13 protein-coding genes are annotated in these 13,435 nt (G+C 66.2%); 10 read left to right on the top strand and 3 right to left on the bottom strand.

What is annotated here, in order from left to right; all coding sequences use genetic code 11:
• The gene (locus BMY71_RS03055) at positions 1-687 is read left to right on the top strand and encodes an AprI/Inh family metalloprotease inhibitor (protein ID WP_092681590.1); all 687 of its coding nucleotides are present in this window, start codon (positions 1-3) and stop codon (positions 685-687) included.
• Between the two features lie 162 nt (positions 688-849).
• On the opposite strand, the gene BMY71_RS03050 is transcribed toward BMY71_RS03055, so the two are convergent.
• Both BMY71_RS03050 and BMY71_RS03045 read right to left on the bottom strand, forming a co-directional pair.
• Positions 850-2,343: an NAD-dependent succinate-semialdehyde dehydrogenase gene (locus BMY71_RS03050; protein ID WP_092681588.1), complete on the bottom strand. Its 1,494-nt coding sequence runs from the start codon at positions 2,341-2,343 to the stop codon at positions 850-852.
• A 179-nt stretch (positions 2,344-2,522) separates the two neighbouring features.
• Positions 2,523-2,849 carry a hypothetical protein gene (locus tag BMY71_RS03045; protein WP_011500684.1) on the bottom strand — a complete coding sequence of 109 codons (327 nt, stop codon included), beginning with the start codon at positions 2,847-2,849 and terminating at the stop codon, positions 2,523-2,525.
• Between the two features lie 266 nt (positions 2,850-3,115).
• On the opposite strand from BMY71_RS03045, the gene BMY71_RS03040 reads away from it, so the two are divergent.
• Both BMY71_RS03040 and BMY71_RS03035 read left to right on the top strand, forming a co-directional pair.
• Positions 3,116-4,303 (top strand): serine hydrolase domain-containing protein, encoded by a 1,188-nt coding sequence (locus BMY71_RS03040; RefSeq protein WP_092681586.1) that lies wholly within the window; start codon positions 3,116-3,118, stop codon positions 4,301-4,303.
• 132 nt (positions 4,304-4,435) lie between these two features.
• On the top strand, positions 4,436-6,130 hold the full coding sequence (locus BMY71_RS03035) for an AMP-binding protein (protein WP_092681742.1): 1,695 nt from the start codon (positions 4,436-4,438) through the stop codon (positions 6,128-6,130).
• A gap of 147 nt (positions 6,131-6,277) precedes the next feature.
• Here BMY71_RS03035 and BMY71_RS03030 read toward each other — a convergent pair whose 3' ends face one another.
• Complete coding sequence (locus BMY71_RS03030; protein ID WP_011500681.1) at positions 6,278-7,279, bottom strand: adenosine kinase; 1,002 nt, start codon at positions 7,277-7,279, stop codon at positions 6,278-6,280.
• Positions 7,280-7,544: 265 nt separating this feature from the next.
• Here BMY71_RS03030 and murJ point away from each other — a divergent pair, with 265 nt between their 5' ends.
• The 7 genes from murJ to BMY71_RS02995 all read left to right on the top strand — a co-directional run bounded on the left by murJ (position 7,545) and on the right by BMY71_RS02995 (position 13,428).
• Complete coding sequence (murJ, locus tag BMY71_RS03025) at positions 7,545-9,101, top strand: murein biosynthesis integral membrane protein MurJ (RefSeq protein ID WP_092681584.1); 1,557 nt, start codon at positions 7,545-7,547, stop codon at positions 9,099-9,101.
• Between the two features lie 76 nt (positions 9,102-9,177).
• Positions 9,178-10,224 carry a tryptophan--tRNA ligase gene (gene trpS / locus BMY71_RS03020; protein WP_011500679.1) on the top strand — a complete coding sequence of 349 codons (1,047 nt, stop codon included), beginning with the start codon at positions 9,178-9,180 and terminating at the stop codon, positions 10,222-10,224.
• A 177-nt stretch (positions 10,225-10,401) separates the two neighbouring features.
• Positions 10,402-10,896 (top strand): universal stress protein, encoded by a 495-nt coding sequence (locus BMY71_RS03015; protein ID WP_011500678.1) that lies wholly within the window; start codon positions 10,402-10,404, stop codon positions 10,894-10,896.
• Positions 10,897-11,047: 151 nt separating this feature from the next.
• Positions 11,048-11,614, top strand: a complete 567-nt coding sequence (locus tag BMY71_RS03010; protein WP_011500677.1) for a NifU family protein — start codon at positions 11,048-11,050, stop codon at positions 11,612-11,614.
• Positions 11,615-11,743: 129 nt separating this feature from the next.
• The gene (gene tsaB, locus BMY71_RS03005; protein WP_011500676.1) at positions 11,744-12,439 is read left to right on the top strand and encodes a tRNA (adenosine(37)-N6)-threonylcarbamoyltransferase complex dimerization subunit type 1 TsaB; all 696 of its coding nucleotides are present in this window, start codon (positions 11,744-11,746) and stop codon (positions 12,437-12,439) included.
• A 10-nt stretch (positions 12,440-12,449) separates the two neighbouring features.
• Positions 12,450-12,935 (top strand): ribosomal protein S18-alanine N-acetyltransferase, encoded by a 486-nt coding sequence (gene rimI / locus BMY71_RS03000; protein ID WP_011500675.1) that lies wholly within the window; start codon positions 12,450-12,452, stop codon positions 12,933-12,935.
• A 61-nt stretch (positions 12,936-12,996) separates the two neighbouring features.
• Complete coding sequence (locus BMY71_RS02995; RefSeq protein WP_011500674.1) at positions 12,997-13,428, top strand: Fur family transcriptional regulator; 432 nt, start codon at positions 12,997-12,999, stop codon at positions 13,426-13,428.
• Positions 13,429-13,435: the final 7 nt, after the last annotated feature.

Genomic DNA, 13,435 nt, shown 5'->3' with positions numbered 1-13,435 from the left:
ATGATGCGCGCGGTCGGGCTCGCGCTAGGATTGCTGCTGACGGCCGCGCCGGCGCACGCCCAGGATTCCGCGACGCTGAAGAAGGACATGGTCGGGCAGTGGGAGCTGTCGACCACCGAGCGCAGCAAGACCTGCGTGGTGACACTGAAGCCCGACGCGGCGCCGCGCGGCATGAAGCTCGAACTCGAGCCCGGCTGCGCCGCCGCGTTGCCGTTCACCAGGGACATCGCCGCCTGGACCGTGAAGGGCCTCGACATTGTCCGCCTGGAAACCGCGGCGGGCGACCCGGTGATCGACTTCACCGAGGTCGAGAGCGGCATCTTCGAAGGTCTGCGCGCCAATGAAGGCGTCTATATCCTGCAGAACCTCGCAGCAGCCCGCTCGCTCGCCAAATCGATGGAGCAGATGATCGGCGACTGGTCGATGGTCCGCGGCAGCGGCCGCCCGATCTGCAGCCTGACGCTGACCAACAACGAGGCGTCGACGCCGGACAATTTCCAGGCCTTTCTCAAGCCGCGCTGCGAGCCGCCGGTCGCCGGCTTCGGGCCGACGACGTGGCGGCTGGAGCGCGGCGCGCTGCTGCTGACCGCGCCCACCGGCGAAATCTGGCGGTTCGAAGCCGACGACAACGCGCAATGGCGCAAGACCCCCGACACCGCCGATCCGCTGATCATGCTGCGGCAGTAGGGGCGGCTTGAGGGCGCGCAGATACCGCGCGCGACTAGTCCTCACACGGTGATGGCGTTTTCGGGCGAAGTGGTTACCGGTTCGTGTGAAGAGAACACGCCATCCTTCGAGGCGCGCAAGAGCGCGCATCTCAGGATGACGGTCGAACAAGCGTCGGCTCGCTTAGATCCCCGCCATCATCACGTATTTGATCTCGACATATTCTTCCATGCCGTGATGCGAGCCTTCGCGGCCGAGGCCACTTTCCTTGACGCCGCCGAACGGGGCGACTTCGGTGGTGATCAGGCCGGAATTGACGCCGACCATGCCGCTCTCCAGCGCTTCGGCGACGCGCCACACCCGGCCGATGTCGCGGGCGTAGAAGTAGCTCGCCAGACCGAACGGCGAGTTGTTGGCGAGCCGGATGACTTCGGCTTCGTCCTTGAAGCGGAACACCGGCGCCAACGGGCCGAACGTCTCCTCATGCGCCACCAGCGCATCCGGCCGCACATTCGCCAGCACGGTCGGTTCGAAGAAGGTGCCGCCGAGCGCGTGGCGCTTGCCGCCGACGATCACCTTGGCGCCGTGCGCCACCGCGTCCGCGATATGGTTCTCGGTCTTCTCGACCGCGGCTTCGTTGATCAGCGGGCCCTGCGTCACGCCCGGTTCGGCGCCGTCGCCGATCTTCATCGCCGAGACCTTCGCGGCGAGCTTGTCGACGAACGCATCATAGACGCTGTCCTGGACGTAGATGCGGTTGGCGCAGACGCAGGTCTGGCCCATGTTGCGATATTTCGAGACCATCGCGCCTTCTACCGCGGCGTCGATGTCGGCATCGTCGAACACGATGAACGGCGCGTTACCGCCGAGTTCGAGACCGAGCTTCTTCACCCCGACGGCGGCCTGCTGGTACAGGATCTTGCCGACTTCGGTGGAGCCGGTGAAGCCGACGAAGCGCACCGCCGGATGCTCGCACAACACCTTGCCGATCGCCGACGCATGGCCGGTGACGACACTGAACACGCCTTTCGGCACGCCGGCCTTTTCGGCCAACGCCGCCAGCGCCAGCGCGCTGAACGGGGTTTCGTTGGCGGGCTTCAGCACCACCGGGCAGCCGGCGGCCAGCGCCGGCGACACTTTGCGGGTGATCATCGAATTCGGGAAGTTCCATGGCGTGATCGCGCCGCAGACCCCGATCGGCTGCTTGATCGCGATCAGCCTTGCGTCCGCGCGTTGCGTCGGGATGGTCTCACCATAGACCCGGCGCGCTTCCTCGGCGAAGAACTCGACATAGGCCGCGCCGATGTCGACCTCGCCGAGCGCTTCGGCCAGCGGCTTGCCCTGTTCGGAGGTCAGGATCAGCGCCAGGTCCTCGCGATGGGCGACGATCAGCTCGAACCATTTGCGCAGAATGTTGGAGCGCTGCTTGGCGGTGAGCTTGGCCCAGGCCGGAAACGCGCGCGCGGCCGCCTCGACCGCCTGCGTCGTCTCATCCGCCCCCATCTTCGGCACCTTGCCGAGTTCCTGCCCATTGGCCGGATTGGTCACCACGGTGGCGCCCGCGCCGATCCAGGCGCCATCGATGAAGCACTGTTCGCGCAGCAGCGACGGGTCTTTCAGACGGTCGCGCAGCGAGGAGGCGGCATCGGATTTGCGGGCGGCAGTGGTCGGGGACATTGGATCACCTTCTCCGGAGTTTGATCTCGGGCGCGCGCGGGGGCCTTAGCAGATCAGGTCCCGGCTTCGGAGGAAGTATAGGGGCATCTCACGCGCTTCGCACCGACCGCGCATCGTCACATCGACGTGTGAGGCGATCGGCGCAGGACGTCGCGAATTGTTTTCGCAATGCGGGGTGCTCAGGCGGCGCGGCTGAACCAGGTCTCGCGACGATTGATCATGTGCTCGGCCGCGGCGCGAGCGTGGGCGCGCGTGGTGGTGGCGCAGACGCGGTACTCGAGCTCGGGCGCCGCCGCCGGCGCGCGTCGTCCGAACCATCCGCCGAGCCGCTTCGGCCCGACCTGCAGCCGCGCCAGCGCCATCGCCAGATTGTCGACGGCCTCGAAGCCGACCAGCGAGCCGTCATTGGCGTTGCGGATCTCGTAGACTCCGGGGCTGATCGGCGCCTCGATGTTGCCGCGACCGGCTTGGGGGTAGCGCTTCCACGCGCTCCAGGATGGGATCATCTCGTTCGCTCTCCGCCGCCGGTCCGTCGCGCCGTTCAACGCGCTCTCGGCAACAGTCGGCTTTGAGAACGGATCTCATGGTGACTGCGGCCGCAGTTTGAACGACTCTCCCCCTGCTTTCGTTCCCTCCGTTGAATCGCCGCAACACGCGACGCGGCGTTGTCTTTCAAGATGCGCGACTTTGTCGCGCTAGCGATCTATCGCCTTGCTTGCCCCGTTCCCCGGCGGAACAATGCCAGCTTCGATAACAAACCGGGAAGTCAGACGTGCAAAGCAGAGCGAACATCGACCAGTTGTTGCAACAGAGTTGCGAGCGCGGGGACATCCCCGGCGTAGTTGCGGTGGCGGGCAGTTCTACGGAGGTGTTGTACGAAGGCGCGTTCGGCAAACGCGATCTGTCGAAACCGCAGCCGATGACGACCGACAGCGTGTTCTGGATCGCGTCGATGACGAAGGCGATCACCTCAGCAGCGGCGATGCAACTGGTCGAGCAGGGCAAGCTCTCGCTGGACGAACCGATCGGCAAAGTGCTGCCCGACCTCGCCGAGCCGCTGGTGCTGGATGGCTTCGATGCCAGCGGCAACCCGATCACACGGCCGGCGAACGCCCCGATTACGCTGCGGCAACTGCTCACCCATACCGCCGGCTTCTGCTACGACATGTGGAACGGCGATATGGTGAAGTACATGGAGCGGTACGACATCCCCGGCGTGCTGCGCTGCCGCGAAGCGGCGCTGAAGGTGCCGATCATGTCAGACCCCGGCGCGCGCTGGGAATACGGCATCAGCATCGATTTCGTCGGCCGGGTGGTCGAGGCGGCGAGCGGCGAGCGGCTCGACGCCTATTTGCGCGACCATATCCTGGCTCCGCTGGGTATGAGCGATACCGGTTTCCGGATCACTGACGCGCAGCGCGAGCGGCTGGTCGCGGTCCATTCGCGTGGCGCGGACGGAACGCTGGCGCCGATTGAGTTTGAAGTCGAACAGGAGCCCGAATTCATCATGGGCGGCGGCGGGCTATACGGCACCGCTGCCGACTACCTCAAATTCACCCGGATGATTTTGAACAAGGGGCGCGGCAACGGCAACCAGGTGCTGAAGCCGGAGACCGTGGCGTTGATGGGCCAGAATCACATCGGCGATCTCAACGTCACCAGGCTGAATTCGGTAATCCCGTTCGCCACCAACGACGTCGACCTCTATCCCGGCATGGACAAGAAATGGGGGCTGAGCTTCCTGATCAATACCGCGACGACGCCGGAAGGCCGCAGCGCCGGCAGCCTGGCCTGGGCCGGTCTCGCCAATACCTATTACTGGATTGATCCCACGCGTGACGTCTGCGGCGTGATCCTGATGCAGGTGCTGCCGTTCGCCGACGGTAAATGCCTCGAAGCCTTCGCCGGCTTCGAGCGCGGCGTCTATGCCGGCCTCGACGCCGGCAAAAAGGCGGCATGACCTTCGTCGTAGAAGCCGCCGGCGGGGCTCGACAAGCTCCGCCGGCGGCGCGACGATCGTTTTGATATCGCGTTTCGACCAAGACAAATGAGCCGGCCGATCAGGTCCGGTGAAGGGCGAGGGACCAAGGACGTGACCGACAAAGCTCCGAGCTATGTGTGCGGCGTTTCCGACGCGCCGCTTCTCGGCATCACCATCGGGCAGGCGCTCGATCTCGCGGCGCAGCGGTGGCCGGATCGCGAGGCGCTGGTGTCGCCGAGCCACGACACCCGCTGGACCTGGCGCGAATTCGCCGAGTGCGTCGATGCGCTGGCCGCGGGCTTCCTCGCCCTCGGGCTCGAGCGCGGCGCCCGCATCGGCATCTGGTCGATGAACCGGCCGGAATGGACGCTGACGCAATTCGCCGCCGCCAAGGCCGGGCTGATCCTCGTGACCATCAATCCGGCCTATCGGCTGAGCGAGCTTGAATTCGCGCTTGCCAAGGTCGGCTGCGCGGCGCTGGTCACCGCCACGGCCTTCAAGACCTCCGCCTATATGGAGATGCTGAACACGCTGATCCCCGAGCTGTCGCAATCGCAGCCCGGCGCGCTGCAATCGGCGAAGCTGCCGCATCTGCGCGCGGTGATTCAGATCGGCGGCCCGACATGCCCCGGCGCCGTCGCCTTCGACGACCTCGCGCAGATGGGCGGTGCGCGCCATCGCGAGGCGCTTGCCGCGCTCGCCGACAGGCTGCAATTCGACGACGCGGTCAACATTCAGTTCACCAGCGGCACCACCGGCTCGCCCAAGGGCGTGACGCTGACGCATCACAACATCCTCAACAACGGTTACTTCGTCGGCCGCGCGATGAAGCTCACCGAGCAGGACCGGATCTGCATTCCGGTGCCGCTGTATCACTGCTTCGGCATGGTGATGGGCAATCTCGCCGCGGTCACCAGCGGCGCCACCATGGTGTATCCGGGCGAGGGCTTCGATCCGCTCGCTACGCTGCAGACCGCGTCCCGGGAGAAATGTACGGCGCTGTACGGCGTGCCGACGATGTTCATCGCCGAGCTCGACCATCCGGAGTTCGCGAGTTTCGACCTGTCGTCGCTGCGCACCGGCATCATGGCGGGCGCGCCGTGCCCGGTCGAGGTGATGCGTCGCGTCAACGACCAGATGAACATGCGCGAGGTCACGATCGCCTATGGGATGACCGAAACCAGCCCGGTCAGCTTCCAGAGCGCGGTCGACGATCCGGAACAGCGGCGGGTCTCGACGGTCGGCCGCATCCATCCGCATGTCGAGGTCAAGGTGGTCGATCTCGAAGGCCGGATCGTGCCGCGCGGGCAGCGCGGCGAACTCTGCACCCGCGGCTACAGCATCATGCTCGGCTATTGGGACGAGGCGGAAAAGACCGCCGATGTGCTCGACCGCACCGGCTGGATGCACACCGGCGATCTCGCGGTGATCGACGACGAAGGCTTCTGCAACATCGTCGGCCGCATCAAGGACATGGTGATCCGCGGCGGCGAAAATCTGTATCCGCGCGAGATCGAGGAATTCCTGTATCGCCACCCCAAGATCCAGGACGTCCAGATTTTCGGCGTCGCCGATCATCGCTACGGCGAGGAACTATGCGCCTGGGTCCGCGTCCGATCCGGCGAAAAGCTCACTGCCGACGAAATCCGCGCCTTTTGTCAGGGCCAGATCGCCCACAACAAGATCCCGCGCTACATCGAATTCGTCGACGAGTTTCCGATGACGGTGACCGGCAAGATCCAGAAATTCGTGATGCGCGAGAAGGTCGAGTCCAAGCTCGGGCTGGTGGCGGCGAAGACGGCGTGATCTGTCTTCGCACGTCGTAAAGAGTTTCGACGTCATTCCGGGGCGCGCGAAGCGCGAACACGGAATCCCGAACTGTTCTGCGGAGAGAGAGTCCGGGGTCGCGAGCTTGCGCCCGCGCCCCGGAACGACTCGGGGGAGAGTTGTTGCTTACACCGGCAGCCCGTGCTGCTGCGCCAGCTCCTTCAGCGACACCTGCGGCCGGGCGCCGATGTGCTGGATCACTTCGGCGGCGGCCAGCGCGGCGAGCCGGCCGGCGTTCTCGTAGCCGGCGTTACGGACCAGTCCGAACAGGAAGCCCGCGGCGAACAGATCGCCCGCGCCGGTGGTGTCGACCAGCGTGTCGATCTTCGCCGCCGGCACCAGCGTGATGTTGTTTTCCTCGACCACCGCGCAGCCTTTCTCGCTGCGGGTGACGACGCCGAGCGGAACATCCAGCGCGAGCTGCTTCAGCGCAGTGTCGAAATCCGAAGTCTGATACAGCGAGTGCAGCTCGGACTCGTTGGCGAAGATCAGGTCGACGGTGCGGGAGCGCATCAGTTCGATGAATTCGCCGCGATAGCGGTCGACGCAGAACGAATCCGACAGCGTCAGCGCCACCTTGCGGCCGGCGCCGTGCGCGATCTTCGACGCCTTGAGGAAGGCCTCCTTGGCCTGCGGCGGGTCCCACAGATAGCCTTCCAGATAGGTAATCGCCGCCGCCGCGATCTGCGCTTCGTCGATGTCGGCCGGTCCCAGATCCTGCGCCGCGCCGAGATAGGTGTTCATGGTGCGCTCGCCGTCCGGCGTCACCAGAATGTAGGAGCAGCCGGTGGCGGGGCCGTCCGACGCCGGCCTGGTGTCGAACGTCACGCCGGCGGCGCGGATGTCGTGACTGTAGAGCTTGCCGATCTGGTCGTCCTTGACCTTGCCGACATAGACGGCGCGCGCGCCGAACGAGGCGAGGCCGACGATGGTGTTGGCGGCGGAGCCGCCGGAAATCTCGGTGGCCATCCCCATGTCGGCGTAGATCGCCGCGGCGCGGGCCTCGTCGATCAGCGCCATGCCGCCTTTGGCCATGCCGTGACGGACCAGGAAGTCGTCCTCGGTGCGCACCAGCACGTCGAAGATCGCATTGCCGATGCCGAGGACGTCGTATTGGGCTGAGCTCATCGAGATCGATTCCGTTGCGGCGAGGGACGGGGAATCCGCAATATTGCGGGACAAAACCGGTGCATCGCCGGCTGCGCGAAGGCGCGCCGGCCTATCACGTTCGGCCCTGAGGCGGCAAGCGCGGGACATTCCCAGATGGTCGAGCCCGGCCATGACGGTGGGCGTTGGAGGCTTCGCCGGCCAACATGACCACCGCCTTTACAATCAACCACGAGACCAGGCCGGACAAAGCCCCCGCGCGCGCCAATCAAGCTATAAGCTTCGCATGATCCGTCCCATCCTCACCGTCTCCGCCGGAACGCTGTCGTCGCGCCTGTTGGGATTCGTTCGCGATGCGCTGGTCGCGGCGCTGCTCGGCGCGGGCGTCGTCGCCGACGCATTCCTGCTGGCGTTTCAGCTCGTCAATGTGGCGCGGCGGCTGCTCACCGAAGGCGCGCTCAATGCGGCGCTGGTGCCGGCGTGGTTGCGGGTGCGCGAGCACAATGGCGCGGTGGCGGCTGCGGCCTATGCCGGAAGGCTGCTCGGCACCGTGGCGCTGGCGACGCTGCTGCTGGCGCTGTTGCTCGGCGTGTTCATGCCGCTGCTGATCGCGCTGCTGGCGCCGGGTTTCGTCGGCCATCCGACGCTGCTGATGGCGACGCGCGATGCGCGGCTGATGCTGCCTTATCTGGCGTTCGCCGGTCCGGTCGCGGTGATGATGGGGCTGTTCAACGCGCAGGGCAAAGTCGGCCTGACCGCGTTCTCGCCGCTGCTGTTCAACGTCGCGCTGATCGTCGTCACCGCGGCGCTGTTACTCTGGCACGCCAATGACACCCAGGCCGCGCTGATCCTGTCCGCCACCATCGGCGTCGCCGGACTGATGCAGCTCGGTATTGTTGTCTTCAACGGCCGCGGCGAACGGCTGGCGACGCCGTTGCGAGCGTCGTTCGATCCGTCGATGCGGGCGTTCTTCGCCAAGGCGATCCCCGGCATGATCGCCAATTCCGGGCCGCAGCTCTTGATCGTGGTCGGCGCGATCGTGGCGTCGTCGAAACCGTCTGCGGTGTCGTGGCTGTATTTCGCCAACCGGCTGATCGAGCTGCCGCTCGGCATTGTCGGCGTGGCGATGGGCGCTGTGCTGGTGCCGGAACTGGCGCGCGCGGTGCGCGGCAACGATCGCGCCGCGTTGTCGGACGCGGCTTCGCGCGGGCTCGAGCTTGCGATCGGCGTGGCGCTGCCGGCGATGCTCGGGCTGATCGTGCTGCGCGAGCCGATCGTGCGCGTGCTGTTCGAGCATGGCGCGTTCACGGCCTCCGACACCGCGGCGACCGCGCTGGCGCTGGGGCTGCTGGCGCTCGGCCTGCCGGCGCAGGTGCTCGCCAAGACCTGGTCGGCGGCGTTCTTCGCCCGCGAGGACACCAGCACGCCGCTGTTCGCCACGCTTGTCGCGCTCGGCGTCGCGCTCGCCGCCGCGCTGCTGCTCGGGCGGCTGTATGGCGCAAGCGGCGTCGCCGCCGCGATCGCGCTCGGCGCCTGGAGCAATGCTGCCCTGCTGCTCGGGCGTGGCCTCGCCCGCTTCGGCGTCGCGATCGATCCGGCCGCGCGCCGCCGCGTCGCGCTGATCGTGCTTGCGGCCGGCGCGATGGGCGGTCTGCTATGGCTGAAGGCCGGTTTCGTGCTCCCGCTGGTCGCCGAGGCCTCGACGCTGGCGCAGGCCGCCGTGCTCGGCGTCCTGATCGCCGGCGGCCTGATCATCTACGCCGCGCTGCTGATCCTGTTCGGGGTGGTGCGCCCGGCCGCGGCGCTGGGGGCGCTGCGGCGGCCGCGCGGCTTGCGTGGCTAGCCTGCCCGTGTCAATGGACGGCGCGCCGAATTCCGCGATCGGAGCGGCGCCGTTCGATCACGCGCAGGAACTGAACATGACCACTCAACGGGTTTTCTCCGGGGTCCAGCCGACCGGCAATCTGCATCTCGGCAACTACCTCGGTGCGATCGTGAATTTCGTGAAGCTGCAGGAGACTCACAACTGCATCTATTGCGTGGTCGATCTGCACGCGATCACCGTTCCGGTGACGGTCTGGGGCGGACCCGACGAGCTGCGCCGCAACACCCGCGAAGTCACCGCGGCGTTCATCGCGGCCGGCATCGACCCGAACAAGCACATCATCTTCAACCAGAGCCAGGTCGCCGAGCACGCCGAACTCGCCTGGGTGTTCAACTGCGTCGCCCGTCTCGGCTGGCTCAACCGCATGACCCAGTTCAAGGAGAAGGCCGGCAAGGACCGTGAGAACGCCTCCATTGGACTATATGACTACCCGGTGCTGATGGCGTCCGACATTCTGGTCTACCGCGCCACCCATGTGCCGGTCGGCGAGGACCAGAAGCAGCATCTGGAACTGACCCGCGACATCGCCCAGAAGTTCAACAACGACTTCGCGGAGTCGATCGCGGCGCAGGGGCTCGGCGACAGTTACTTCCCGATGCCGGAGCCGGTGATCACCGGCCCCGCGACGCGGGTGATGAGCCTGCGCGACGGCACCAAGAAGATGTCGAAGTCCGACCCGTCCGACTATTCGCGTATCAACCTCACCGACGACGCCGACGCGATCGCGCAGAAGATCCGGAAAGCGAAGACCGATCCGGAGCCGCTGCCGTCCGAGGAGAAGGGGCTGGAGACCCGGCCCGAGGCCGACAATCTGGTCGGTATCTACGCGGCGCTGGCCGGCAAGCCGAAGACCGACGTGCTCGCCGAATTCGGCGGCGCGCAGTTCTCGGCGTTCAAATCGAGCCTGGTCGATCTCGCGGTCGAGAAACTGTCGCCGATCGCCGGCGAGATGAAGCGGCTGTCGGCCGACCACGGCTATGTCGATAGCGTGCTGGCTTCGGGTAGCGACCGCGCCCGTGTGATCGCCGCCGAGACCATGGTGGGCGTGAAAGACATCATGGGCATGGTGCGGAAGCGCTAACGCGGCATTCGCCGGGCTTGCTGCGTCATCCTTGAGGCGCGCTGCGCTCGCCTCGGGATGACTGCGCCGTGCGCTGGCGTACGTCGTTGAGCGCATTGACGCTGCCGCTTGTCCATTGCCGCGCCGCCGTGGCAGCATGGACGCGCCGCGCGGGCGCGCGCTTGATCATGGGGGCTCATGTCAACGCAGCGACAAAGCTACCGGCCGGATCACCGGCCGAAATGTCTGGTGATCGTCGACGACACCGCCGAATGGGATCGCGCGGTGTACTATGCCAGCCGCTGGGCGGTGCGGGTCGGCGGCGGCGTGGTGATGCTGCGGGTGATCGAGATCCTCGACCAGAACCAGCAATGGCTCGGGGTTGCCGATGTGATGCGCGCCGAGGCGATCGAGATCGCCGAGCAGGCGCTCGACCGCGCCTCCGGCCGCGCCAACGGCGTCGCCGGGATCACCCCCGAACGGGTGATCCGCGAGGGCGACACCATCGCGCAGGTCCGCAAGGTGATCGAGAGCGACGTCGACATCACCACGCTCGTGCTCGCGGCCGGCGACGGCCCGGAAGGCCCGGGCCCGATCGTCACCGCGATGGTCCGCCATCTCGGCTCGTTCCCGGTTCCGGTGGTGATGGTGGCGTCCGGCCTGACCGACGACGACATCGACGCGCTGAGCTGAAGGAGCGGCCGGCCAACTCGAAAAATTGAATTGTTTCAGGCTGAAAGCCTGTTCCACTTTTGGCTCATCGGCTTGATCGTGCGTTCCGCGACGCCATCTGCTACACACAACCCACGCACCGGCCTTGAACCGGCGACGACGGAGACCTTGCATGTTCATCCAGACCGAACCCACGCCGAATCCCGCCACCCTGAAGTTCATTCCCGGCCGCGTCGTGCTCGACAGCGGCACGATGGAATTCACCGACCGCAAGCAGGCGGCGCGCTCGCCTCTGGCCGAACGGCTGTTCGAGGTCGAAGGCGTCAGCGGGGTATTCTACGGCAGCGATTTCGTCACCGTCACCAAGGACGGCGCCGGCGACTGGCAGCACCTCAAGCCGGCGATCCTCGGCGCGATCATGGAGCACTACATGTCCGGCGCGCCGATCATGGCGGACGGACGGGTCGACGGCGACGAGACCGATGAGGACGAATTCTTCGCCGAGCGCGACGCCGAGACGGTCGAGATCATCAAGGATCTGATCGAAACAAGGGTGCGCCCCGCGGTCGCCAATGACGGCGGCGACATCACCTTCCGCGGCTTCAAGGACGGCGTCGTCTATCTGGCCATGAAGGGCGCATGTTCGGGCTGTCCGTCGTCGACAGCGACGCTGCAGCACGGCATCCAGAACCTGCTGAAGCACTTCGTGCCGGAAGTGGTCGAAGTCCGACCGGTCTGACCTGATCTCCGCGCGCTGCCTGACGGACCGCATGGTGCATCGCGCCATGCGTGACGTTGCCAGCGAATCTCTGTCGATCGTGTCCGCCAGGCCATGACGCGCCGGTCGCATTGCTGATATACTAGGCAAATGTTGATCCTCGCCATCGATACTGCGCTCGACGCCTGCGCCGCAGCGGTGCTTGACACCGATGTCAATCGGCTGCTCGCGCGCGAGTCGCAGCCGATGCAGCGCGGCCATGCCGAGGCGCTGATGCCTTTGCTCGGCCGCGTGATGCAGTCCTCCGGAATCGGCTTTGCCGATCTCGATCGCATCGCGGTTACCACCGGACCTGGTAGTTTTACCGGGCTGCGGGTCGGGCTGTCAGCGGCGCGTGGCATCGCACTCGCCGCCGGCAAGCCGGTGGTCGGGCTCACCACCTTGTCGGCTTTTGCGGCGCCGCTGGTCAGCGAGCGCGACGACACGCCGATCCTGTCGGCGATCGATGCGCGGCACGATCAGGTCTACTATCAACTCGTCAGCGGCAACGGCACCCGCCTGGTGCGGCCGCGCGTTGCACCGATCGCCGAGGCGCTGGAGGCGGTCCGCCATGGCGCGCCACGGCTGGTCGGCAATGCGGCGGGGCTGCTCGCCGCGCGCTGGCCGGCGCTGACTCCGCCGGCGCCGCTGATCGATCAGCAGCCGGCCCCGGATATCCTGTGGGTCGCCTGGCTCGGCGCCGCCGCGAATCCCGAAACCGCGCCTGCGCGGCCGTTCTATCTGCGCGCGCCGGACGCCAGGCCGCAGGCCGATGCGCTGGCGCGGTCGCAACAGCCCGCCGCATGACACTGAGCCGATGATGACATGGTTGGCCGAATTCTGGGGTTACGCCGACGCCCTGGTCGAACCCGCGACGCTGAGCGACAGCCCGAAGCTGGCGCAGCTCCACGCCGCGTCGTTCCACAGCGGCTGGAGCGAAGAGGAGTTCGCCGACCTTTTGAGCCAGCGCAACACGCTGGTGCACCGATTGCGTATGGGACGTAGGATCATCGGTTTCATCGCCTCCCGATTCGGGGCGGATGAAGCCGAGATACTCTCCGTCGCGGTGGCCTCCGGTTACCGGGGTCGGGGTTTGTCGCGAGAGCTGTTACTGACGCATCTCGGTCATCTCGCCGGCCGCGGTGTCGCCAAAGTGTTTCTCGAGGTCGAGGAAAACAACCAGCCGGCGCGGCGTCTCTATCAGCGCTCCGGTTTCGAAATTGTCGGGCGCCGCGAGCGCTACTACCGGCAGCCCGACGGCGAGCAATTGAACGCATTGATAATGCGTCGCGACTTGTCCTAGTTTCCGCGCGATGGCACAAGTGCTCGTCGCTCCGTCCAATTCCAACAAGCGTTGACGCCCGATGTCCGAATTGAAGGCTACTGAAATCGAAGCCCGCTGCGCCGCCACCGGTATGCGCATGACGGAACAGCGTCGCGTGATTGCACGGGTCCTCGCAGAGGCGGTCGATCATCCGGACGTGGAGGAACTCTACACCCGCTGCGTCGCCGTCGACGACAAGATCTCGATCTCGACCGTGTACCGCACCGTCAAGCTGTTCGAGGACGCCGGCATCATCGAGCGGCACGATTTCCGCGAAGGCCGTGCCCGCTACGAGCAGATGCGCGACAGCCATCATGATCATCTGATCAATCTGCGCGACGGCAAAGTGATCGAGTTCACCAACGAAGAGATCGAGAAGCTGCAGGCCGAGATCGCCCGCAAGCTCGGCTACAGGCTGGTCGACCATCGGCTCGAACTGTATTGCGTCCCGCTCGACGACGACAAGACCTGAGCCGGTC

The organism is Rhodopseudomonas pseudopalustris, assembly GCF_900110435.1.
In the GTDB taxonomy this organism is placed as follows: domain Bacteria; phylum Pseudomonadota; class Alphaproteobacteria; order Rhizobiales; family Xanthobacteraceae; genus Rhodopseudomonas; species Rhodopseudomonas pseudopalustris.
The sequence above is the reverse complement of the archived record's forward strand: the minus strand, read 5'-3'. Positions and strand labels throughout refer to the sequence as shown.

What these genes read in the sequence shown, in the direction of transcription:
- BMY71_RS03055 (WP_092681590.1), top strand. Translation starts at nt 1, where the DNA reads ATGATGCGCGCGGTCGGGCTCGCGCTAGGATTGCTGCTGACGGCCGCG.
- BMY71_RS03050 (WP_092681588.1), bottom strand. Translation starts at nt 2,343, where the DNA reads ATGTCCCCGACCACTGCCGCCCGCAAATCCGATGCCGCCTCCTCGCTG.
- BMY71_RS03045 (WP_011500684.1), bottom strand. Translation starts at nt 2,849, where the DNA reads ATGATCCCATCCTGGAGCGCGTGGAAGCGCTACCCCCAAGCCGGTCGC.
- BMY71_RS03030 (WP_011500681.1), bottom strand. Translation starts at nt 7,279, where the DNA reads ATGAGCTCAGCCCAATACGACGTCCTCGGCATCGGCAATGCGATCTTC.
- murJ (WP_092681584.1), top strand. Translation starts at nt 7,545, where the DNA reads ATGATCCGTCCCATCCTCACCGTCTCCGCCGGAACGCTGTCGTCGCGC.
- trpS (WP_011500679.1), top strand. Translation starts at nt 9,178, where the DNA reads ATGACCACTCAACGGGTTTTCTCCGGGGTCCAGCCGACCGGCAATCTG.
- BMY71_RS03015 (WP_011500678.1), top strand. Translation starts at nt 10,402, where the DNA reads ATGTCAACGCAGCGACAAAGCTACCGGCCGGATCACCGGCCGAAATGT.
- BMY71_RS03010 (WP_011500677.1), top strand. Translation starts at nt 11,048, where the DNA reads ATGTTCATCCAGACCGAACCCACGCCGAATCCCGCCACCCTGAAGTTC.
- tsaB (WP_011500676.1), top strand. Translation starts at nt 11,744, where the DNA reads ATGTTGATCCTCGCCATCGATACTGCGCTCGACGCCTGCGCCGCAGCG.
- rimI (WP_011500675.1), top strand. Translation starts at nt 12,450, where the DNA reads ATGATGACATGGTTGGCCGAATTCTGGGGTTACGCCGACGCCCTGGTC.
- BMY71_RS02995 (WP_011500674.1), top strand. Translation starts at nt 12,997, where the DNA reads ATGTCCGAATTGAAGGCTACTGAAATCGAAGCCCGCTGCGCCGCCACC.